A 21,630-nucleotide genomic window follows, 5' to 3' on the forward strand; every position below is an offset into this window, starting at 1 on the left:
CCATGCGAATGGGGCTTCTCCGGCGATCGGGCTAAACGCCTTCGTGCGCTAAAGCAAAATGGTCCTGATCAGATCGTCCTGGGCGAACACGAGGTTGGGCAGATAACCCATCTCGACGAAACGGGCCCGCTCTTCCGGCAGATGCACCAGGATCGCTGTGTTCTCGAGTTGCGCGGGTGTAGGTTCCACCGGCTCGTCGATGATCTCCAGTCGCGAAGGCAACCTTACCCTTTGGAGCCGTTCCTTGAGGGTTACGATATCCGGATATCCGGAGATGACGAGGTTCTCGATGCCCGCAGTTACCCCCAACTGCCAGGAAAGGGTCTGCAGCGCCGTTGCAAGCAATCCGCCTTCCTTGAAGGACATGACTTCCGGATGCTCGTCGAAGCCTCCGAAGACCATTCTCGTATAGACCTCGTACGCCTTCACGTATTCGCGCATGCCGACGAGCAGTCGCATCGAGACGGCCATTCGCTGCAGCGTGAAGTTTCTGCAGAGATGCTCCTGGGTCGCGCGTTCGTCGGGCGAAGTGCCGACCTTGCCGCGTTTCGATGCGAAGTAGAGGAAGTATTCCAGGCCGCCACGATACTGGTCCCATCCGGTTGCCGCGATCTGAGCGCCCCCCTGGACGCGATCGCGTTCGACGTTGGATGCGATGACCTGGCGATAGAAGGGCGTTCTCCGGAAGGCGATGTCGCCCTGGTCCAGGAAGTGGGCAAGCATGGGGAAGGGGTAGAAGCAGATATCCCTGGGAACCCATGAGGACCGGAAAGCGCTGGCGCGGTAGATGCCGATTTCAGGGAAGATGTGGCCCCGGAACATATAGTTGAAAACTTCGGCGAAGCTTTTCTGCGGAAAAACCTTGTCTTCGTTGACCGTGTAGAACAGTCCGCCCTCGACCTCGTTGATGCCGTCATACATCGCCCACGGCGCATGGCAGACGGTGATGTTCGGATTTTCGTCGAGGTAAGCGACGATATTGGCGACTTCCTGTGGGATCAGGCGATCGTCGTCGGCGAGGTAGAGGAGGTATTCGCCGCGTCCCAGCCGCAGGGAGCTGCTCATGTTGGGGATCATCCCCACATTCTCCGCGCCCCTGACGTAGCGGATCGGCATTCCCCGCTCGATGAATTCCTTGGCGACCGCGCCGGTATTGTCCGTCGAGGCGTTGTCGGAAATGACGATTTCATAGGGGAAATCGAAGCGGAAATCGCGATGGCACCGTTCCAGACAATCGTGCAGGTGTTTCTCACGGTTGTAGGTGGGGATGCATATGCTGAGTTTGATGGAAGACACCGAATTTCCTCGACCTGATTTGTTCGAACACGCAGCGGGTCCGCCGCAAGCAAGGGACGCTCAGCGGCAGGGTTCCGAGGCGCTTCCGATCGACGTCAGAGCCGGAATGGGACTTTTCCAGGCTCTGCACGTCCATTAGCTATTCCTGGATTGAGGCTATGCGACCAGACTTGCGCCAAGCTGAATGATGGTCGCGTCGGCAGCCCAGGCATCGTGGTTCGGCCAGCGCGGTCTCCTTTCTGTGTACGAGTCCCCGCACGCGGCCCGCAGGTGTTGACCTGCATTGGTCCGGGTGACTATCGAAGATGACGCAAAGGACCTTCGTGATCGCATGATTCGGCTGATCTACCTGTTCGTCGCTCTGATGGCGGCACCCGGGCTCGCGCTCGCCCAGCAATCGCCGGCGGATCTTCTCAATCTGCCGGTCGATGGTTCCGCAGCCGCGTGGATCATCCGGACTTTCGGGCTGTTGACGGTTCTCTCCGTCGCCCCCGGCATCCTGATCATGGTCACGAGCTTTCCACGGATCGTGATCGCCTTCTCCATCCTGCGCTCGGGCATGGGCCTGTCGACCGCTCCGTCGAACATGATATTGGTCTCGATGGCGCTGTTCATGACGTTTTATGTCATGTCGCCCACCTTCGACAGGGCGTGGAACGAGGGTGTCCAGCCGCTTCTTCAGAACCGGGTCACCGAGGCGGAGGCGGTTCAGCGGATCGCGGAGCCGTTCAGGGTGTTCATGTCCGCCAATACGCGCGACAAGGACCTGGAACTCTTCGTCGAAATCGCCCGGGAGCGAAACCAGTCTGTCGGCACACCGCAGGCCGTCGACTACCGCGTCCTGGTCCCTGCCTTCATGCTTTCGGAAATACGGCGCGGTTTCGAAATCGGCTTCCTGATCATCCTGCCGTTCCTGGTCATCGACATGATCGTCGCAGCAATCACCATGGCAATGGGGATGATGATGCTGCCGCCGACATCGATCTCGCTGCCCTTCAAGATCCTTTTCTTTGTCCTGATCGACGGCTGGAACCTGCTGGTCGGCAGTCTGGTTCGTTCTTTCAACTAAACGCAGACCTGCTGAAATGGAAACGGCGGGAAATTTCCCGCCGTTTCTTTTTGGTTCGGATATCAGCTTTTGCGGAAGCTGAACGGGCCTTCCCGCGGGGGAAGGGCCGGGACGCTGAAGTGGTCGGGCTTGATCCTGGCCTTGGCCTTTTCGGCCATCATCGTGTAGGCGGTTTCAAGATGCCGGCAATATCGTTCGGCGTCGAAAAGCGGATGCGTAAAGCGGTTTGCCTCAAGCCGCTTGCGCACCTCGGCGAGCTCCTCGCGGTTGTTGTAATAATGGACCGCCCGGCGAACGAAGTCATCCCGATCATCGGCGACCATTTCCGGCAGGCCGAGTGCATTCAGCAGGCTTTCGCTGACGCGTGATGCGAAGTTCTTACCCTTGTGGGTCAGCATCGGCAGCCCGGCCCAGAGCTTTTCGGAGGTCGTGGTATGGCCGTTATACGGATAGGTGTCGAGACCGAGATCGGTCAGGCCGATACGGTTGATATAGGCCGCATAGTTGTTGACGCGATCGCCGAACATCAGGCGGCTCTCCGGGATGCCAGCTTCCGCAAAGGCCTTGATCAGGTTCTTTCGAGCACCGAACCGTTCGCGGCAGATCAGGAACAGATAGCTCTCCGGCGTTTCCTTGAGGACGCGGACCCAGAGGTCGATGGTTGCGGGCGTGAATTTCCAGTGGCTGTGGAAGCACGAGAAGATGAAGGCGTCCTGCGGCATGTCGCAGAGCGCCCGATCGATCGGCTGCGGCATCGGGCGGTGGACCGCTTCGTTCGGGAAGAACGTCTCGGGCATCCAGCAGACCTTCTCGTAGTAGTGTTGGAAGGAGCTTTCCGGCACCACCGTTTTGTCCGCGATGAGGTAGTCGATGTCGACGTTGACCACGGTGCCCGGATAGCCGAGCCAGGTCGCATGCACCGGTGCGGTCTGGCGGTTCATCACGAATACCCGGTTTTCCGCGGTATGCCCCTGCAGGTCGACCAGGATGTCGATATTCTCGGCCTTGATTGCCTCGGCCGCCTCGTCATCCGTCATGCCCCGAATCCGGACAACTCTACCCCATTCCTCGCGGATGGCGTTGTTGTCGTTGCGCAGCCGTTCGGCAGGAGCGTTGCAGAAGAGCGTGACGTCGAAACGGCTCTTGTCGTGCGATTCCAATATGCCGCGAAGCGCCTTCATGACGGCGTGTTCCGTCCAAAGGTCGGCCGAAAGATAGCCTATGCGCAGCTTGCTGCCCCAGCGGTGCGGCATGTTGTGCCTTTTCGAGGCGGCGTTTTTGGGCTTTCTCTCGCCCATTCTGGAGCCCGCGATGGCGTTCGTTTTTTCATCGTCGCACCAGCGCAGATTGAAGAGCGACACCTCGTCGGCGATCGCTTCGAATTCGCCTTTGGCGATTTCCTCGAATTGGATCGGCTCGTATTTGCGGATGATATCGTAATCGAGGGCGTCTCTCATGGCTGAGAGATAGAAATTGCGCACGATCCGATCCTCGGGATCTTTCTCGAAGATCTCGAGGATGCACTTGTTCTCTTCGTCGCTCCGATCCTGGAGCCGGATCGAGCGGGCTGCGAGCTGGCGGTGTGTTGGTTCGTCGCTTCTCGCAAGCGTGTTGCGGAAGGCTTCGGCGCCTTCCAGTTCCTGGCGCATCAGAGCGCCGGACATCAGGACAGCCATGTCCGGATCGGCAATCGCGTCTTTGAGAATGCGCGCACCGAGGCGCAGGACGTTGATATCGTCGTTATTGGAAAAATGAAGGCGCATGGCTTCGCGCGTGTACTTGAGCTTATGCGGAGATTCCATCTCGCCGGCAATTTGGAAAGCCTGGGCGGCCTCGGTCTTCATCTTGAGCTTCAACAGAGTTGCGCCCAGGAGTGCGTAGTGCCTCGGATCCTTGTGAACATCAAGCAGCTTATTCAGGATGCCTAATACATCGTGATATTCTTTTTTGTCGAAGTGATTTTGTGCTGCGACGTATTGCCGTTGTATCTTCAGGGGTTTCAAGGCTTCCCGCTCCAGTAAAGTTGTGCCGGCGTCCCGGCAAATCGGCTTCACCGCGCATCGTGGCAAGCCAAGCTTGCATGAAGCCGACCTCCCGGAGTCAGGGCGCTTCGTACACCGTTTGTTAATGATACTGGTCGAACGGTTTTCAGGTCGTCGTGCTGTTTAAAGAACTTAGCAAGGATTTGCTGCGAGATTTGGCTCACACGACGGGTTTGGTGTTCCTTCAGATTGAAGAGACCGAGTTGGCATGATGCCGGACCGAAGTGCCGGTAATATATACAGTCCGGTATGTCCCCCTCCATGTATTTCGTTCAAAGGGACAATCAACTATGGCTAGCATTCTCACTAACGTGTCGGCGATGGCCGCGCTCCAGACGCTGCGCGGCATCAGCAACGACATGGAATCCACGCAGAGCCGCGTTTCTTCCGGTCTGCGCGTCGGTTCTGCTTCCGACAACGCTGCCTATTGGTCGATCGCGACCACCATGCGTTCCGACAAGGGTTCGCTCTCGACGGTTCAGGACGCTCTCGGCCTCGGCGCTGCCAAGGTCGACACTGCCTATGCCGCCATGGAATCGGCGATCGACGTCGTCACCGAAATCAAGAACAAGCTGGTTGCCGCTTCCGAACCGGGCGTCGACAAGTCCAAGGTCCAGGAAGAAATCACCCAGCTGCAGAGCCAGCTGAAGAGCATCGCTTCCTCCGCTTCGTTCTCCGGTGAAAACTGGCTCCAGGCCGAAATCGGCGGCACTCAGAACGCCACCACCGGCATCATTCAGGCCGGCACCGAGATCACCAAGCAGCTCATCGGTTCGTTCGTTCGTGACAGCGAAGGCAACGTCGCGGTCAAGTCCATCAACGTCGTCCTCGACGAACAGAACGTCCTGTTCGACTTGAGCGGCGGCCGCGGCGGTCTTCTCGACCAGAATGCCCTCAACGGTTTCCGCGCCATCGAGTTCGACGACGGCACGACGAACCAGAAGGAATACTTCGGCAAGATCAACACGTCGGCGATCTACTCGACCACTGCCCAGTGGAAGGACATCGGCGGCGGCGTGTTCATGAAGGGCGACACCAACGGCGTCTACTCTTCGGGCTCCAACGGTACCTACATGATCAAGGTTGGCGGCGCTTACATCGACGCAGTCTACACGACCAAGGGCTACGACTTCTCGGCTGGCGCGACTGCAACTGCCGGCATCAAGTACGGAGCAGACATCTCGGTTTCCGACCTCGACATCACCAAGCTCGAAGACTATCGCGACTCCAGCGGTGTCAGCTACCTCGGTCTGGGTACCAAAGCCAGCGATGAGGATCTCATGCAGGCATTGACCTCGTTCGTCGACGGCCAGCTGGAAGCGATGGGCAGTGCTGCGGCCAAGCTCGGTGCCGTATCGAAGCGCATCGACATGCAGTCGGACTTCGTCTCCAAGCTCACCGACTCGATCGACAAGGGCGTCGGCCGACTGGTGGATGCCGACATGAACGAAGAGTCGACCAAGCTCAAGGCACTGCAGACCCAGCAGCAGCTGGCGATCCAGTCGCTCTCGATTGCCAACTCCGACTCGCAGAACATCCTGTCGCTGTTCCGTTAATCGACACAGGGAAAATGGCGCGGCGGTTGACCGCGCCATCGACCTTCAAAAAGGGCCGCGTCCGAATTCGGACGCGGCCCTTTTTATTCTCTGGATCACTTCAATGTTCCTTAATCATATTGCTTCATTCTTTGGTCATCGAAACGGTGAGTTAACCAAGAAAATTAAATGGTTAACAAGCATGATGCTGACCGCTGTTCCCGGTGAAGTCCGGAATGTCCCTTCCTACAATTAGCCATTCAAGGGGCAATCAATATGACTAGCATTCTCACCAACGTTGCAGCCATGTCTGCTCTGCAGACGCTGCGCGGCATCAGCAACGACATGGAATCCACGCAGAGCCGCGTTTCTTCCGGTCTGCGCGTCGGTTCTGCTTCCGACAACGCTGCCTATTGGTCGATCGCGACCACCATGCGTTCCGACAAGGGTTCGCTCTCGACGGTTCAGGACGCTCTCGGCCTCGGCGCTGCCAAGGTCGACACTGCCTATGCCGCCATGGAATCGGCGATCGACGTCGTCACCGAAATCAAGAACAAGCTGGTTGCCGCTTCCGAACCGGGCGTCGACAAGTCCAAGGTCCAGGAAGAAATCACCCAGCTGCAGAGCCAGCTGAAGAGCATCGCTTCCTCCGCTTCGTTCTCCGGCGAAAACTGGCTGCAGGCCGAAATCGGCGGCTCGCAGAGCGCGACCACCGGCATCATCTACGCCTCCAGCGAAATCACCAAGCAGCTCGTCGGTTCGTTCATCCGTGATGCCGACGGCAACGTCGCGGTCAAGACCATCAACGTCCTCCTCGACGAACAGAACGTCCTGTTCGACTTGAGCGGTGGCCACGGCGGTCTTCTCGACAGCAACGCCCTCAACGGTTTCCGCGCCATCAAGTTCGACGACGGCACGACGAACCAGAAGGAATACTTCGGCAAGATCAACACGTCGGCGTATTATGCAACCAACGCTGTCTGGAAGGACATCGGCGGCGGCGTGTTCATGAAGGGCGACACCAACGGCGTCTACTCTTCGGGCTCCAACGGTACCTACATGATCAAGATCGGCGGCGCTTACATCGACGCGGTTTACACCACCAAGGGTTACGACTTCTCGGCTGGTGCGACTGCAACGGCCGGCATCAAGTACGGGACGGACATCTCGGTTTCCGACCTCGACATCACCAAGCTCGAAGACTATCGCGACTCCAGCGGTGTCAGCTATCTCGGCCTCGGAACCAGAGCCAGCGATGAAGACCTCATGGCTGCACTGACCTCGTTCGTCGACGGTCAGCTGGAATCGATGAACAGCGCTGCCTCCAAGCTCGGCGCCGTATCGAAGCGCCTCGACATGCAGACGGACTTCATCTCCAAGCTGACGGACTCCTTCGACAAGGGTGTCGGCCGACTGGTGGATGCGGACATGAACGAAGAGTCGACCAGGCTCAAGGCCCTGCAGACCCAGCAGCAGCTGGCGATCCAGTCGCTCTCGATTGCCAACTCCGACTCGCAGAACATCCTGTCGCTGTTCCGTTAATCGACACAGGGAAAATGGCGCGGAGGCTGACCACGCCATGGACTTAAAAAAGAGCCGCGTCCGAATTCGGGCGCGGCTTTTTTTAATTTCCTAATCGCTTTTCTCAATTTCCCGATCGGCTTCAATATTCATTAACCATATTGCGGTTACCTAACAGCATCGAAACAGTGAGTTAACCAAGAAAATTAAATGGTTAACAAGCATGATGCTGACCGCTGTTCCCGGTGAAATCCGGAATGTCCCTTTTCGTAATCAGCCACTCAAGGGGCACCTAAAATGACAAGCATTCTTACCAACATTGCAGCTATGTCTGCTCTGCAGACGCTGCGCGGTATCGCAACCGACATGGAATCCACGCAGAGCCGCGTTTCGTCGGGTCTGCGCGTCGGCACTGCTTCCGACAACGCTGCCTATTGGTCGATCGCGACCACCATGCGTTCCGACAACGGCGCTCTTTCCGCAGTTCAGGACGCTCTCGGCCTCGGCGCTGCCAAGGTCGACACTGCCTATTCCGCCATGGAATCGGCGATCGACGTCGTCACCGAAATCAAGAACAAGCTGGTTGCCGCTTCCGAACCGGGCGTCGACAAGTCCAAGGTCCAGGAAGAAATCACCCAGCTGCAGAGCCAGCTGAAGAGCATCGCTTCCTCCGCTTCGTTCTCCGGCGAAAACTGGCTGCAGGCCGAAATCGGCGGCTCGCAGAGCGCGACCACCGGCATCATCTATGCCGCCAGCGAACTCACCAAGCAGCTCGTCGGTTCGTTCATCCGTGATGCCGAGGGCAATGTCACGGTCAAGTCCATCAACGTCGTTCTCGACGAAACCAACGTCCTGTTCGACTTGAGCGGCGGCCACGGCGGTCTGCTCGACAGCAACGCCCTCAACGGTTTCCGCGCCATTAAGTTCGACGACGGCACGACGAACCAGAAGGAATACTTCGGCAAGATCAACACGTCGTCGTATTATGCGACCAACTCCGTCTGGAAGGACATCGGCGGCGGCGTCTTCATGCGCGGCGACACCAACGGCGTCTATTCTTCGGGCTCCAACGGCACCTACATGATCAAGGTCGGCGGCGCCTACATCGACGCAGTCTACACGACCAAGGGTTACGACTTCTCGGCTGGTGCGACTGCAACGGGCGGCATCAAGTACGCTTCGGACATCTCTGTTTCCGACCTCGACATCACCAAGCTCGAAGACTATCGCGACTCCAGCGGTGTCAGCTATCTCGGTCTGGGTACCAAAGCCACCGATGAAGATATCATGGCGGCACTGACCTCGTTCGTGGACGGTCAGCTGGAAGCGATGAACAGCGGGGCGGCCAAGCTCGGCGCCGTTGCGAAGCGGCTCGAGATGCAGTCGGACTTCGTCTCCAAGCTCACCGACTCGATCGACAAGGGTGTCGGCCGACTGGTGGATGCGGACATGAACGAAGAGTCGACCAGGCTCAAGGCACTGCAGACCCAGCAGCAGCTGGCGATCCAGTCGCTCTCGATTGCCAACTCCGACTCGCAGAACATCCTGTCGCTCTTCCGCTAATAAGACGCGTCATTCGGCACAAAGAAGCCGCGCCCTTTTGGGGCGCGGCTTTTTTTATGTCCCGGTAGTTTTTGTTAACTTTCGTAAATTCCATTTAACCTTTGTTAACCATTTCCACCTTAACTGAGCTCATCGAAACGATGGGTTAACCAAGACGAAGAAAAGGTTAACAGGCATCAGGCCAAGCCAACGTTCACCGGTGTAATCCCGGAAATGTCCCTTCCATCTAGCCATTCAAGGGGCAAACCAAAATGACCAGCATTCTTACCAATATCGCAGCTATGGCTGCTCTCCAGACTCTCCGTAACATCGACGGCCAGATGCAGACCACTCAGGACCGGGTTTCTACCGGCCTGCGCGTCGGCACCGCTTCCGACAACGCCGCCTACTGGTCGATCGCGACCACCATGCGTTCCGACAACGGCGCTCTCTCCGCGGTTCAAGACGCCCTCGGTCTCGGCGCCGCCAAGGTTGATACCGCCTATTCCGCAATGGAAAGCGTTGTCGACGTCGTAAAGGAAATCAAGAACAAGCTCGTTACCGCCTCGGAAGCCGGCGTCGACAAGGCGAAGATCCAGGCAGAAATCTCGCAGCTGCAGGACCAGTTGAAGAGCATCACTTCTTCTGCATCGTTCTCCGGTGAAAACTGGCTGCAGGCCGAAGTCGGCGGCGCCTCCAACCCCACCACGGGCGTGATCTACGCGGTCAGCCCGGTCGTCAAGCAGGTTGTGAGCTCGTTCATCCGTGATCCCGACGGCAACGTCGCCGTCAAATCGGTGGATGTCGTTCTGAACGAAACGAACGTCCTGTTCGACTTGAGCGGCGGTCACGGCGGCCTGCTCGACGGCAATTCCTTCAACGGCTTCCGGGCGATCAACTTTGAAGATGGCACGACCAACGACAAGGATTACTTCGGCAAGATCAACACTGCCGCGTTTTACGCAACGGACGCGCTCTGGAAGGATGTCGGCGGCGGCGTCTACATGAAGGGCGACACCAACGGCATCTATACGTCCGGCACCGGCGGCACCTATCTCATCAAGGTCGGCGGCGCCTACATTGACGCTGTCTACACCACCAAGGGATACGATTTCTCGGCTGGTGCAACGGCAACCGCAGGCATCAAGTACGCCTCCAACATCTCCATCTCCGAACTGGACATCACCAAGCTCGATGACTATCGCAACTCGAACGGTGTCAGCTATCTCGGGATGGGTACCAAGGCCAACGATGCCGATCTCATGGCCGCTCTCAACTCGTTCGTCGACGGTCAGCTCGAAAAGCTCATCAGCGCAACGGCAAAACTCGGGTCGATCAACAAGCGCATCGACATGCAGGAAGCTTTCGTCTCCAAGCTGACCGACTCCATCGACAGCGGCATCGGCCGACTGGTGGATGCGGACATGAGCGAAGAGTCGACCAGGCTCAAGGCCCTGCAGACCCAGCAGCAACTTGCGATCCAGTCGCTCTCGATCGCCAATACCAGTTCCGAGAATATTCTGTCGCTCTTCCGTCAGTAAGCGGCGCTCTAGGCTAGGAGCGGTTTCGTCCTGCTCTGCTGACGTGATAGCAAATATTCTGGAAAGAAGACCGCGTCTCGAAAGAGGCGCGGTTTTTCGCGTTTTGGGGCGTGGCTTGCGCGAAACCTGCACCGTTGTCGGATAGGCCGTTAAGACTTCATTAACTTCTTGCCAATCCTCGACCGGGTTTGATAACTGTCGATTTAACGATTTGTTAAGAACGACAGACCGCCCGCATCTGTGATGCTGAGTGGCGGTACGCATGATGCCTCTCGTCGTTTCCGGTCAAGTACTCCGGATTTCCAGACCATTTGACCGAGGCACGGCCGATGACCAGCATCCTGACCAATCCCGCCGCTATGGCTGCACTGCAGACGTTGCGCTCGATCGATCGCAACATGGAAATCACTCAGGCGCGGGTTTCCTCGGGCATGCGTGTCCAGACAGCCGCGGACAATGCCGCCTACTGGTCGATCGCAACCACGATGCGTTCCGACAATCATGCGCTCTCGACCATCCAGGACGCGCTCGGCCTCGGCGCCGCCAAGGTAGACACCGCCTACACGGCGATGGAAAGTGCGATCGACACCGTTGTCGAGATCAAATCCAAGATCGTTGCGGCTTACGGCGTCGGCTCCAATCGCGGCAAGATCCAGGAAGAAATCGCCCAGCTTCAGGAACAGCTGAAGAGCATCTCGGACTCGGCGACCTTCTCCGGCGAGAACTGGCTCCAGGACTATATCAGCGACGGCGGTACCAACGCTCAGGAAAGACCGGTCGTCAAACAGGTGGTTGCGTCGTTCACCCGCACCGCCTCCGGTGACGTCGCGGTCAAGACCGTCGATTATACGCTTGATTCCAAAACGGTCCTTTTCGATCTCAACGGCGGCAACCTCGGCATCTTGGACTCGTCCGTGAAGTTCGTCGCCGAGAGCGAAGTCGCCGTCGACATGATCACCTCCAACGGCACCATGGGTTCAACGAGCGCGTCCTACGCGGTCTCGGTTCTCGCCGAAAGCCAATTGATGGCGTTGGGCGCGGATGCGAATACAATCGACACGAGCATCTATGCAGTCGGCGGCAATTTTTATCTGAAGGTCGGGGAAGGCAAGTGGGCTCAGGTGACGACGACCGATCCGGCTACGGCACCGGCGGTAACGACCCCTGCTCACGACGACGGCACGACAAAATATTATTTCGTCGTGGCCCCTGCGAACAATCTCAATAACCGAAAACTTGGGATGTCGGTCACCACGGTCGACATCAACAAGCTGAACGACCTCGTCGTAAAGATGAACACGATGGTCCCGGGCTCAGCGCCGAACACCGACGCAGTGCTTGATATGATGGAGCGTTTCCTCGACAAACAGCTTCTGGCGATGACGAGCGCCGCTTCGAGCCTTGGCTCGATCCAGAAGCGCATCGATCTGCAGGAAAGCTTCGTCGCTTCCCTGACCGACGTGATCGACAAGGGTGTCGGCCGACTGGTCGATGCGGACATGAACGAAGAATCGACACGATTGAAGGCGTTGCAGACTCAGCAGCAGCTCGGCATCCAGTCGCTCCAGATCGCCAACACCAACGCCGAAAACATCCTGCAGTTGTTCCGGCAAGGTTAAGACTGCGCGGCGCCGGTCACTCGGCCGCCGCCCTTCATCCTCGCGCAAGTTTAACTTCCTACCGTTCCGCTAAAGTCCGGCGAAGTGTCTTGTGTCGCCGGGACAAACGAATGGCAACCTTGTCGGGATGATACGATGATTGCAGCGGTGACGATTTGCGCTTTCGGGAGGCTCATGACGAGCCTCGAACGAAAGGCGACGGCAGGGCAGGGGGACGCTCGATGACTGCTTCGCTCGCCCGCTACCTGAAGGATTTCAGCGAGCCGCAGGCCCCACCACTGCCCTTGCTGGCCGATGGTTTCGGCGATGGCTTCGAAGACGATCCGGCATTTCCCACTGTTGTCGAGGAGCCTGTCGATATCGAAGCCGAACGCGCTGAAGCCTATGCGAAAGGCCATGACGCGGCGTCCGGGGAGCTTCAACAGCGTTTTGATGACGAGCGGCAGGCGCTTCTGACCGCGCATGCGGAAGAGATCGCGGCGCTGCGCGAAAAATATGAAACCGAAGCGGCTGCGATGATCGCGACCGGACTTGAGGGCATTGCCGGATTGACGGCCCAGGCGGTCAGCGATCAGACGGCAAGAATCCTGTCGCCTCTTCTCGACGAAGCGCTCGTCGCCAAGGCGATTTCCGACATGGCGGATATCATCCGCAGCGCAATACTCGAGGGCGACGTTGGGACCTTGACCGTCCGGGGCCCGCTGCATCTGTTCGAAAAACTGAAAACTGCGCTTGGAGAGCCCACCCCACTCCTGCGCCACATCGAAGCGCCTGACCTGGATATTGCGGTCGACATCGGCGAGAGCGCCCTTGTGACCCGGATGTCCGCATGGCTGGCGAGTCTGAAGAAGGTATTGGGATGAGCGAAGGCGAAAACCATCACCACGGCAAGAACGAGGTCGTCATCGTCAAGCGACATGGCGGCGCACACGACGACGGCGTCCATGGCGGCGCCTGGAAGATCGCCTATGCCGACTTCATGACCGCGATGATGGCGTTCTTCCTCGTCATGTGGCTGGTCAACGCCGCCAACGAGGAGACGAAAGCCTCGATGGCGAGTTATTTCAACCCGATCAAGCTTTCCGACGAGACCCCGGCCTCGAAGGGGTTGGAAAAGCCGGTTGATGCGGCCGAGGGCCAGGAAAACGGCGAGAAGTCGAAGGTCAAGGCGGAGGGCAACGTTCAGGGCTCTGCGGCGGCGACCGGCGAGGACATGACCTCGACGTCAGGTGACGAACCCAATTACTCCGAGGCGGATTTCTTCGAAAACCCCTATTCCGTTCTTGCCGAGATCGCTCAGCAAGTGGGCCAGCAGGCGAATGTCAGCGCCAAGGGCGAGGGCGGTGCCAGCGATTCCGGCCCCGCGACCGGTGCCGACGGCGGCCAGGCCTACCGCGACCCCTTCGATCCGGACTTCTGGACCAGGCAGATGCAAATGTCGCGCGCCGAAGGGCCAGAGCAGGCTGTGAGGACCACGGCGAGCGACGATCCGCTCGCCCAGATGGGGCAGGCGCCGCAATACCAGCAGGCGCCGCAATCCACGGAAGCCAACACGCAACTGCAGCAGACCCAGATGGCTGTTGCCATTCCCATCCCCATCCCGCGTCCCGACCCGACGCAGATGGATAGACCGCAGACGGCCTCGGATGCGCAGGCGACGAAGCCTGCCAACCTCAACGGACAAAAGCCGGAAGACGGTGCGAAAGCGGAAGAGCAGGCCGAACTGAAGGCTGCGGAAGAGCTGAAGAAGGAAATCCAGCAGCAGATTTCCGGTATCGCCGGCAAGCTCGCGGAAGGTCTCGTCGTGACGCCTGCCGAAGGCGGTCTGCTGGTGTCGATCTCCGACCAGGCGGATGATCCGATGTTCAACATCGGTTCGGCCGTGCCGCGCCGCGAAATGGTGCTGGCGATGGAGAAGATCGGCCAGATCCTCAAGGATCGAAAGGGCAGCATCGTCCTGCGCGGACATACGGACGGCCGTCAGTTCAAGGGTACCGAGAACGACAACTGGCGCCTTTCCATGTCCCGTGCTCACAGCGCCTACTACATGCTGGTGCATGGCGGCCTGGCGGAAGATCGCATCAAGCAGGTTTCCGGCTTTGCCGACAGGCGTCTCCAGGTGGCGGACGATCCTCTCGCAGCCGCAAACCGGCGTATCGAAATCCTGCTCGAGGCGGACGAGGGATAGTGATGGCTGTGGGCATAAAGTCCTTGGTTGCGGTCGGCCTCGTTTTCGGGGTCGCATTCGCGCCTGCGGCATCGGCTCAGGATCGTACGGACCTTGCGCCCTATGCGATGCTTCGGTCCCTGCAATTCGTGCAGGATTCCGTCGTGCTCGGCGATCATTCGGCGGCGGAAATGCAGCGCTTCATGCTGGGGACGATCGATCAGCGCCTGCGGACGGCGCCCCCGTCCATCTTCGAAGATCCGCGCAATGTCGACGCGGCGCTGATCTACGCCATGAGCGGCGGCAATCCCGCAACGCTCGAATTTCTCGCCTCGCGCGATGTCGCCGGCAATTTCGATAACCGTGTTGCCGACGGGCTGAGAAAATACCTCGGCGGCCGCGGAACTTTGATCGAAAAAAGCCTCAGCGAAATGGCCAAGGAATACCGGGACGAGAAGATCGGTCCCTACCTTTCGCTCGTCAGCGGAAACGTTTTGGTCGCCAAGGATCCGAAGGGCGCCTTGGTTTTTTATGACTGGGCACGCTTGACGGCGCCTGGCACGATCATCGAGGAAGCCGCGCTGCGTCGATCGGTGGCGATCACCGTCGATGCCAATATGGTGGCGCCGGCGCTCTCCTATTCGCGGAAATACGCGCGGCGTTTCATCCATTCGCCCTACGCCAGCCAGTTTGCGGATTTCTTCGTACAGTTGGCTGTTGGCCATTTCGGTGAGATCACCGAGGACGATATCGACGGAGCGCTGGAATTCATGGACGCCGACCGGCGCCGTGAGATTTTCCTGCGCATCGCGCGTTCGGCTGCGATCGCCGGCAAGAACGATCTCGCGCGTCTCGCCTCCGCAAAGGCCGAAGCGCTTGCCAAAACTCCGACGCCCGAGGCGCTCGCGAAGCTTTACGGCGGATTTGCCAATATCCCGACGAAGGACATCGGGCAGGCCATTCAGGCGATAACCGACGTTCCCGAGGAAACACTTTCGCCGCGCGACAGGGCTTTGCGGCAGGCCGCAAAAGTGGTGGCGGAGCAAGTCGTTAGCCGGCCTACGGTCGACAGCCTCGCACAAGATAAAGCTATCAAAGTGACCAATACAGAAGACGCGAAATCTCCAGTCGCGTTGCCCAGGAATGAGATCGCTGGGCCTGCCTCCGCCACGGAACGTCCGATGGCCGGCACCGCTGCCAAATTCGATCCGGCCTTCCAGACATTCGTCGATAGCGGTCGTTCGAAATTGAGTGCTATCGACGAAATGCTGAAGGAGGAGAACGCTTCCAAATGATTACTGACATTCTTGGTGGTGGTAAGACTGGCGCAGCCGACGCGGCTTCGGCCACGAAGCAGGGCGTTGCCGGTCGCAAAGGTGCCGACGGTTCAGCTGGCGGCTTCTCCGACGCTCTTTCCGGTTTTGACCGCGATGCGGCTTCGGCTAATGCCGACGACGCGCCGGATGAGGACGCCCGCGCGTCTTCTGCGGAAGAACGCATGGCTGGCGACGTGAAACAGGGCAAGCCAAAGCCGATCATCGACATCAAACCGCAATCCCTCCGCCGCCCGGTCGAGGAGACGGAAGATTCCGCCGGCGCCGTGAAGCAGGCGTCGGTGAACGAGTTCAAAGAAAAGCAGATGACCCCCGCCGAAAGGAAGCTTCGCGAGGCCCTCGAGGCCGCGAAAGCCGTCGCGCGGAAGTCGGACGAGGTTCAGGGCAAGCGCGCCGTCAGATCCGAGAAGGACGCGGAGACCGAGACGGAGGGCGGCGAGGATCTCGACGTCTCCATGCTGGTCGCAGACGATGCCAAGATCACAGACATGCTGTCGCTTTTGACGAACGGTGAGGCGACCGGCGCTATCAATGCGATGGTATCGAAGAATGCACCCGGGCAGCAGAACAAGCGGACCAAGGGTGAGGATGACGAAGGGCGCGAGGTCGATGCCCTCGACCTGAAGGATGCCAAGCACGCAGGCGCCGGCGGCGCGGAAGCGGACCCGCTTTCGACGCCGGTGGATGCGGACCGGAGTGCCCCTGGCACGCGTGTCTTCCGTTTCAGCAACGCGCGTACCGACCAGCATGTCGATATGGCCGTCGGTGGCCGGGGCGAGCGCAGCACGGCGGAATTCAGATCGCCGTCGGGCGGCGCCGCCGAAAACATCACCGTGCTCGACGCACGCCGCTTCCTCGGGCTCGCGCCGAATTCGAACGGCGCCAATCTCACGGCGATGCTGTCGGGGGATGCCGATTGGGCAGGCGCCATGAGCCCGAGTTCGGCGCTTTCGAACGCAGCGGCCCAGAGCAGCACCGGCACGGTGGTGAATACGCTGAAGCTGCAGTTGAACCCACACGACCTCGGTGCGGTGACGGCCACGCTGCGGCTTCACGGCGAAGAACTCAATGTTCATCTGACCGTCGAGACCCGAGCGGCCTATCGCCAGCTCAGCGAAGACAGCGGCGGCATCCTGGATGCGCTGCGTGCCCAGGGCTTCGCAGTCGAGCAGGTGACCATCAGCATCGCGCCGACGGCGGATTCCGACGGTACCGGCAACCAGCAGGGGCAACCCGGCCAGAGCGGCCAGCAAGCCATGGCCGAGGGCGGGCGTCAGGGCCAGGCTGCCGGCCGCGGCCAGCAGCAGAATGGCGAGCGCCAGGGAGCAGATCAGGGAACGAGGAACGCAAATGACGCGGCATCGGACAATGTGGCTGGTACCGCTCCTGGTGGCGCTCGTCCTGGTCAGCTCTACCTCTGACGCCGAAGCCGGATCGCTCTTCAGTTCCGGAGGTTGGGGAGCGCAGCAGGGCACTGCTGCGCCCGCCACGCCTCCCAGCAGGGCTCCAGCGACACCGCGCACGCCTGTCAGAGCGCTCGCATACAACGCACCGAAGGCCAGTGCGCCTTTGAGTTCCGGCGTCTGCGAGCGGGAAATACAGGCTGCTGCGGCGAGATACGGCGTACCGGAAGGCATCCTTTATTCGGTCGGTCTCACCGAGACGGGCCGCAAGGGCAGCCTCAGCGCCTATGCCATGAATGTCGAGGGAAAGGCTTATTTCCCTCCCTCGCAGCAGGCGGCGATGACGACCTTTTACGACGCCAAACGGCAGGGCAGGAAGCTCATCGATATCGGCTGCATGCAGATCAATCACCATTTCCACGGTGAAAATTTCTCCTCGCCGGAAGAGATGTTCGACCCGAAACGCAATGTGGAATACGCCGCAAAGTTCCTCCGGAACCTGCACGATAAACACGAGACCTGGACGATGGCCGTGGCACGATACCATGCCGGACCGAATAACAATCCCGCCCAGAAGCAATATGTCTGCCGGGTGATCAGCAATCTCGTCGCCACAGGCTACGGAGAGTGGACTTCCAACGCTTCCCGGTTCTGCGCCAGCTAGACAATCACTAGTTGAATCGCTGAAATAAAGAATCGCAAAATTGCAGCGACTTGCATTTATGGCAAAAATGGCCATGCAAGCCTTCTTTTACGATGCGTTAATTTTTCCACCGGAAATTTGTGTCAGAATTTGGTGCACCCACTACATCTAGTGCAAATCGCGGTGCAGTTATTAATCAACTATTAATTTGTTTGGTTAACTTCACACAGCTTGTCTCGGATTCCGCCGATTCGTACCCATAGACATATTGAAGCACCACAAGTGATTCGGAGGCGGACGAATGATCGTAGTGGTTGATGAGCGTGAGCTCGTGAAAGACGGTTACACATCTCTTTTTGGACGTGAAGGAATTCCTTCCCAGGGGTTCGATCCAAAAGAATTTGGCGAATGGGTGAGTACGGCGGCTGACTCGGATATTGCCGCGGTTGAAGCCTTCCTGATCGGCCAGGGCGAGCGTACGCTCGAACTGCCGCGGGCCATCCGGGACCGGTCCATGGCACCGGTGATCGCAGTCAGCGATCAGCCATCCCTGGAGGCGACCCTCGCCTTCTTCGACAGCGGCGTGGACGACGTGGTGCGCAAGCCCATCCATCCCCGCGAGATCCTGGCGCGTGCCGCTGCGATCCGTCGCCGGCTGAAGGCGATCTCGAATTTCACCGATATCGGTTCGATCCGGGTATTCTCCGACGGTCGCGATCCGGAAATCGACGGCGACGTCTTTGCGTTGCCGCGCCGCGAGCGCCGCATCCTCGAATACCTGGTCTCCAATCGCGGTCGTCGCGTTTCCAAGACCCAGATCTTCAACGCCATCTACGGCATCTTCGACGAGGAAGTCGAAGAGAACGTCGTCGAAAGCCATATCAGCAAGCTGCGCAAGAAGCTGCGCAAGAAGCTCGGCTTCGATCCGGTCGATTCCAAGCGTTTCCTTGGTTATTGCATCGACTGGAGCTGATTTCTTAACAGGGCCTTGCCGCAAATTTTCGGCGGGAACCGTAAGCAGACAGCTTCACGCAAGGCCCGCCACTTACTCTCTCCATCAGACAAAAAGGAGATTTTCCTATGAGTATTTTCGGCACGATGAAAACGGCCGTCTCGGGCATGAACGCTCAGGCAAACCGTCTCGGTACCGTCGGCGATAACATCGCGAATTCGAGCACCGTCGGTTACAAGCGTTCTTCCACGGCGTTCTCCACGCTGGTTCTGCCCTCGACTCAAGGGTCGTATTCATCCGGCGGTGTCGAAACCAACGTCCGCTACAGCATCGCAGACCAGGGCGGCATCCAGTACACTACGTCGTCGACCGACCTTGCCATCCAGGGTGAAGGCTTCTTCATCGTTAGCGATCCGAACGGTACACCTTACCTGACCCGCGCCGGTGCCTTCGTGAAAGACGCAACGGGCTTCCTCAAGAACACCGCCGGTTTCAACCTGATGGGTTATCCCTACGGCGCGAACCCGCCGGCTGCGGTCGTCAACGGCTTCAACGGTCTCGAAGAAATCAACATCAACGACTTCGGCATGGTGTCCTCGCCGTCGACCGCGGGCAGCTTTCCGGCCAACCTGGACAAGGGAGCGGCTATCGTTCCCGCTGGCAGCAAGCCAAGCGACAACGTTGCCGGCAGCGTCATCACCAACAAGAGCTCGCTGACGGCTTACGATCATGCCGGCGCGAAAGTTCTTTACGACTTCTATTACACCAAGACTGCCGCCAACGAATGGGAAGTCACTGTCTATCGTCAGGATCAGGCCACCAATGGCGGCTTCCCCTACATCGGGGCTCTTGCCACCCCGGCCAGCGCCATCACCTCGACAGTAACGCTGAGGTTTGATCCCAACACCAATAAGCTGGCAGCCGGCCCCTACAGTGCAGGCCCTCCGATAACGGGCTCGGACAAGCAACTTACCGTCACCGACCCCACCGATGGCGCGACACCCGCGCAGACCATTACCATCGACCTCTCGGATATGACGCAGTTCGCGACCGCCTTTACCCCGGGCAAGGGCATCATCGACGGCAATGCGCCGAGCCCGATCACCGACGTCGAAATCGGTGGCGACGGCCTGGTCACGGCAGTCTATCAGGATGGCGGTCGTCGTCCGATCTACCAGGTTGCCCTCGCAACGGTCCCGAGCATCGATAATCTGCTTCCGCAGAACGGCAACGTCTACCTGCCAACCAACGACTCGGGCGTCGTCACCATCGGCTTCCCGCAGGCTGGCGCCTTCGGCCAGATCTACTCTGGCGCGCTTGAAAGCTCCAACGTCGATATCGCCAGCGAACTGACGGAAATGATCGAATCGCAGCGTGTCTACACCGCGAACTCCAAGGTCTTCCAGACCGGTTCCGACCTGATGGACGTCCTGATCAATCTGAAGAGATAATCGGACCGACGATCGAGAGAATAAGTCTCAAGAGGTTAGTAAAAAATGTCGCTCGCATCAGCATTGTCTACGGCACAGTCGATCTTCACCAACTCCGGCACGCAGTCGGCTGTATCGGCGAAGAACATCGCTAATGCACAGAACCCCGATTACACCCGCCGATCCGCAATGGTCGTGACCGGCGGCAACGGGGCCATTATCGGCGACATTACACGATCCTTCAGCGAGCCGCTGCTGCGCCAGACGATCGCAAGTTCGTCGATCGCCAGCGGCCAGCGGACGGTGCTGGACGGCCTGCAGGAAATCAAGAACCTGATGGGGGGGAACGACAACGAGCTCTCCCCCGCCAAGCTGATTGCCGCCTTCCGCAACAGCCTCGATGCCTTCGCCGGAAAGGCGAACGATACCGGCATCGGCATCGCCTTCATCTCAAGCGCCCGGGACGTTGCGGCCGGCCTGAATATCGCCTCCGACAAGCTTCAGCAGATCCGCAAGGATGCGGACGATCAGATCAAGCAGAACGTCACCGATCTGAATGCGCTGCTTGCGAAGTTCGAGACCGTCAACAACCAGGTCAAGAACGCGGTCTCCAGCGGCGCGGATCCGAACGACTCTCTCGATGAGCGCGACGGCCTCGTCAAGAAGATCTCAGAAATCGTCGGGGTCACGTCCTATACCCGCGGCGGCAACGACATGGTGCTCTACACCACGGACGGCACGACGCTGTTCGAGGCGGTACCGCGCAAGGTAACATTCCAGCAGACTGCAGCCTTCGACGCATCGACGAGCGGCAACGGCGTCTATATCGACGGCGTGGCGCTCAAGGCCGGGGATTCGGGCAACACCACCGCCAAGGGCTCGCTCCAGGCGCATATGCAGATCCGCGACAAGATCGCACCGACCTTCCAGAGCCAGCTCGACGAAATCGCCCGCGGTCTGATCACCTCGTTTGCGGAAACCGGACCGACCGGCGCACTGCTCCCGATGACCGGCCTCTTTACATACAAGGATGCCGCAGGCGTACAGCAGACGGCCATTCCCCCCGCCGGGACGATCGTTCCGGGCCTCGCCTCCAAGATCTTCGTCAATCCGGTGGTCGTTCCTCCGGCAGGCACGCCTGACAAGGTGCGCGACGGCGGCATCAACGGCGTGCCCTACATCGTCAACACGAGCGGCAGCAGCTATGCGGACCTCCTCGACAAGTACAACCAGAACCTGACCGGCCCGATGGCTTTCGATACGGACACGGAAATCGCCGATGCGCCGGACGTCCTCTCCTTTGCCGCCGATTCCATGGGCTGGCTCGAGCAGCTTCGCAGCACAGCGACCGCCGCAGACGAGACGAAGACGGCCATGCTGTCGCGCAGTCTTGAGGCGTTTTCCAGCAACACGGGCGTCAGCCTCGACGAGGAACTGTCCCTGCTTCTCGATATCGAGCAGTCCTACAAGGCCGGCGCCAAACTCATGTCGACGGTCGATGATATGATGAAGGCCCTTTTGGATATTGCGAGCTGA

The 21,630-nt window shown here is 59.1% G+C and carries 16 protein-coding genes; 14 read left to right on the plus strand and 2 right to left on the minus strand.

All coding sequences use genetic code 11. The features are described 5' to 3' along the window. Positions 1–48 precede the first annotated feature (48 nt). Positions 49–1,296, minus strand: coding sequence for a glycosyltransferase family 2 protein (locus tag ACSQ3G_RS00915; protein WP_105404088.1), 1,248 nt, complete (start codon positions 1,294–1,296; stop codon positions 49–51). Between the two features lie 331 nt (positions 1,297–1,627). Between ACSQ3G_RS00915 and fliP the strand changes: the two genes are divergently transcribed. Next, complete coding sequence (gene fliP, locus ACSQ3G_RS00920; protein WP_046603247.1) at positions 1,628–2,365, plus strand: flagellar type III secretion system pore protein FliP; 738 nt, start codon at positions 1,628–1,630, stop codon at positions 2,363–2,365. A 62-nt stretch (positions 2,366–2,427) separates the two neighbouring features. On the opposite strand, the gene ACSQ3G_RS00925 is transcribed toward fliP, so the two are convergent. Then, positions 2,428–4,209 (minus strand): O-linked N-acetylglucosamine transferase, SPINDLY family protein, encoded by a 1,782-nt coding sequence (locus ACSQ3G_RS00925; protein WP_436108714.1) that lies wholly within the window; start codon positions 4,207–4,209, stop codon positions 2,428–2,430. 488 nt (positions 4,210–4,697) lie between these two features. On the opposite strand from ACSQ3G_RS00925, the gene ACSQ3G_RS00930 reads away from it, so the two are divergent. From ACSQ3G_RS00930 to flgK, 13 genes are all read left to right on the plus strand, one after another. Continuing rightward, positions 4,698–5,963: a flagellin N-terminal helical domain-containing protein gene (locus ACSQ3G_RS00930; protein ID WP_436108715.1), complete on the plus strand. Its 1,266-nt coding sequence runs from the start codon at positions 4,698–4,700 to the stop codon at positions 5,961–5,963. Between the two features lie 255 nt (positions 5,964–6,218). Next, positions 6,219–7,484 (plus strand): flagellin N-terminal helical domain-containing protein, encoded by a 1,266-nt coding sequence (locus ACSQ3G_RS00935; RefSeq protein ID WP_105404091.1) that lies wholly within the window; start codon positions 6,219–6,221, stop codon positions 7,482–7,484. 276 nt (positions 7,485–7,760) lie between these two features. Continuing rightward, positions 7,761–9,026 (plus strand): flagellin N-terminal helical domain-containing protein, encoded by a 1,266-nt coding sequence (locus ACSQ3G_RS00940; protein ID WP_105417544.1) that lies wholly within the window; start codon positions 7,761–7,763, stop codon positions 9,024–9,026. 251 nt (positions 9,027–9,277) lie between these two features. Further along, on the plus strand, positions 9,278–10,546 hold the full coding sequence (locus tag ACSQ3G_RS00945; RefSeq protein ID WP_436108716.1) for a flagellin N-terminal helical domain-containing protein: 1,269 nt from the start codon (positions 9,278–9,280) through the stop codon (positions 10,544–10,546). A gap of 329 nt (positions 10,547–10,875) precedes the next feature. Then, the gene (locus ACSQ3G_RS00950; protein ID WP_436108717.1) at positions 10,876–12,165 is read left to right on the plus strand and encodes a flagellin N-terminal helical domain-containing protein; all 1,290 of its coding nucleotides are present in this window, start codon (positions 10,876–10,878) and stop codon (positions 12,163–12,165) included. A 221-nt stretch (positions 12,166–12,386) separates the two neighbouring features. Further along, complete coding sequence (locus tag ACSQ3G_RS00955; RefSeq protein ID WP_436108718.1) at positions 12,387–13,028, plus strand: hypothetical protein; 642 nt, start codon at positions 12,387–12,389, stop codon at positions 13,026–13,028. Beyond that, positions 13,025–14,353, plus strand: a complete 1,329-nt coding sequence (locus tag ACSQ3G_RS00960; protein WP_436108719.1) for a MotB family protein — start codon at positions 13,025–13,027, stop codon at positions 14,351–14,353. Before ACSQ3G_RS00955 ends, ACSQ3G_RS00960 begins: the two co-directional genes overlap by 4 nt. Before the next feature lie 2 nt (positions 14,354–14,355). Continuing rightward, positions 14,356–15,627 (plus strand): chemotaxis protein MotC, encoded by a 1,272-nt coding sequence (gene motC / locus ACSQ3G_RS00965; protein WP_436108720.1) that lies wholly within the window; start codon positions 14,356–14,358, stop codon positions 15,625–15,627. Beyond that, positions 15,624–17,087, plus strand: coding sequence for a flagellar hook-length control protein FliK (gene fliK, locus ACSQ3G_RS00970; protein ID WP_436108721.1), 1,464 nt, complete (start codon positions 15,624–15,626; stop codon positions 17,085–17,087). The genes motC and fliK overlap by 4 nt, the downstream gene beginning before the upstream one ends. Positions 17,088–17,235: 148 nt before the next feature. Further along, positions 17,236–17,733, plus strand: coding sequence for a transglycosylase SLT domain-containing protein (locus ACSQ3G_RS00975; RefSeq protein WP_105404099.1), 498 nt, complete (start codon positions 17,236–17,238; stop codon positions 17,731–17,733). Between the two features lie 280 nt (positions 17,734–18,013). After that, positions 18,014–18,685, plus strand: a complete 672-nt coding sequence (gene rem / locus ACSQ3G_RS00980) for a transcriptional activator Rem (RefSeq protein WP_038539784.1) — start codon at positions 18,014–18,016, stop codon at positions 18,683–18,685. Positions 18,686–18,792: 107 nt separating this feature from the next. Further along, entirely contained in the window at positions 18,793–20,115 is a 1,323-nt protein-coding gene (locus ACSQ3G_RS00985) for a flagellar hook protein FlgE (RefSeq protein WP_436108722.1), read from the plus strand. Between the two features lie 45 nt (positions 20,116–20,160). Further along, positions 20,161–21,630: a flagellar hook-associated protein FlgK gene (gene flgK / locus ACSQ3G_RS00990; protein WP_436108723.1), complete on the plus strand. Its 1,470-nt coding sequence runs from the start codon at positions 20,161–20,163 to the stop codon at positions 21,628–21,630.

Source organism: Neorhizobium tomejilense (assembly GCF_964254135.1).
Classification (GTDB): domain Bacteria; phylum Pseudomonadota; class Alphaproteobacteria; order Rhizobiales; family Rhizobiaceae; genus Neorhizobium; species Neorhizobium tomejilense.

Excerpts from the sequence above, each read along its gene's own strand:
- flgK (WP_436108723.1), top strand. The coding sequence starts at position 20,161 with ATGTCGCTCGCATCAGCATTGTCTACGGCACAGTCGATCTTCACCAAC.
- ACSQ3G_RS00960 (WP_436108719.1), top strand. The coding sequence starts at position 13,025 with ATGAGCGAAGGCGAAAACCATCACCACGGCAAGAACGAGGTCGTCATC.
- ACSQ3G_RS00950 (WP_436108717.1), top strand. The coding sequence starts at position 10,876 with ATGACCAGCATCCTGACCAATCCCGCCGCTATGGCTGCACTGCAGACG.
- fliK (WP_436108721.1), top strand. The coding sequence starts at position 15,624 with ATGATTACTGACATTCTTGGTGGTGGTAAGACTGGCGCAGCCGACGCG.
- fliP (WP_046603247.1), top strand. The coding sequence starts at position 1,628 with ATGATTCGGCTGATCTACCTGTTCGTCGCTCTGATGGCGGCACCCGGG.
- ACSQ3G_RS00955 (WP_436108718.1), top strand. The coding sequence starts at position 12,387 with ATGACTGCTTCGCTCGCCCGCTACCTGAAGGATTTCAGCGAGCCGCAG.
- ACSQ3G_RS00945 (WP_436108716.1), top strand. The coding sequence starts at position 9,278 with ATGACCAGCATTCTTACCAATATCGCAGCTATGGCTGCTCTCCAGACT.
- ACSQ3G_RS00985 (WP_436108722.1), top strand. The coding sequence starts at position 18,793 with ATGAGTATTTTCGGCACGATGAAAACGGCCGTCTCGGGCATGAACGCT.
- rem (WP_038539784.1), top strand. The coding sequence starts at position 18,014 with ATGATCGTAGTGGTTGATGAGCGTGAGCTCGTGAAAGACGGTTACACA.
- motC (WP_436108720.1), top strand. The coding sequence starts at position 14,356 with ATGGCTGTGGGCATAAAGTCCTTGGTTGCGGTCGGCCTCGTTTTCGGG.
- ACSQ3G_RS00925 (WP_436108714.1), bottom strand. The coding sequence starts at position 4,209 with ATGAAGACCGAGGCCGCCCAGGCTTTCCAAATTGCCGGCGAGATGGAA.
- ACSQ3G_RS00940 (WP_105417544.1), top strand. The coding sequence starts at position 7,761 with ATGACAAGCATTCTTACCAACATTGCAGCTATGTCTGCTCTGCAGACG.
- ACSQ3G_RS00930 (WP_436108715.1), top strand. The coding sequence starts at position 4,698 with ATGGCTAGCATTCTCACTAACGTGTCGGCGATGGCCGCGCTCCAGACG.
- ACSQ3G_RS00935 (WP_105404091.1), top strand. The coding sequence starts at position 6,219 with ATGACTAGCATTCTCACCAACGTTGCAGCCATGTCTGCTCTGCAGACG.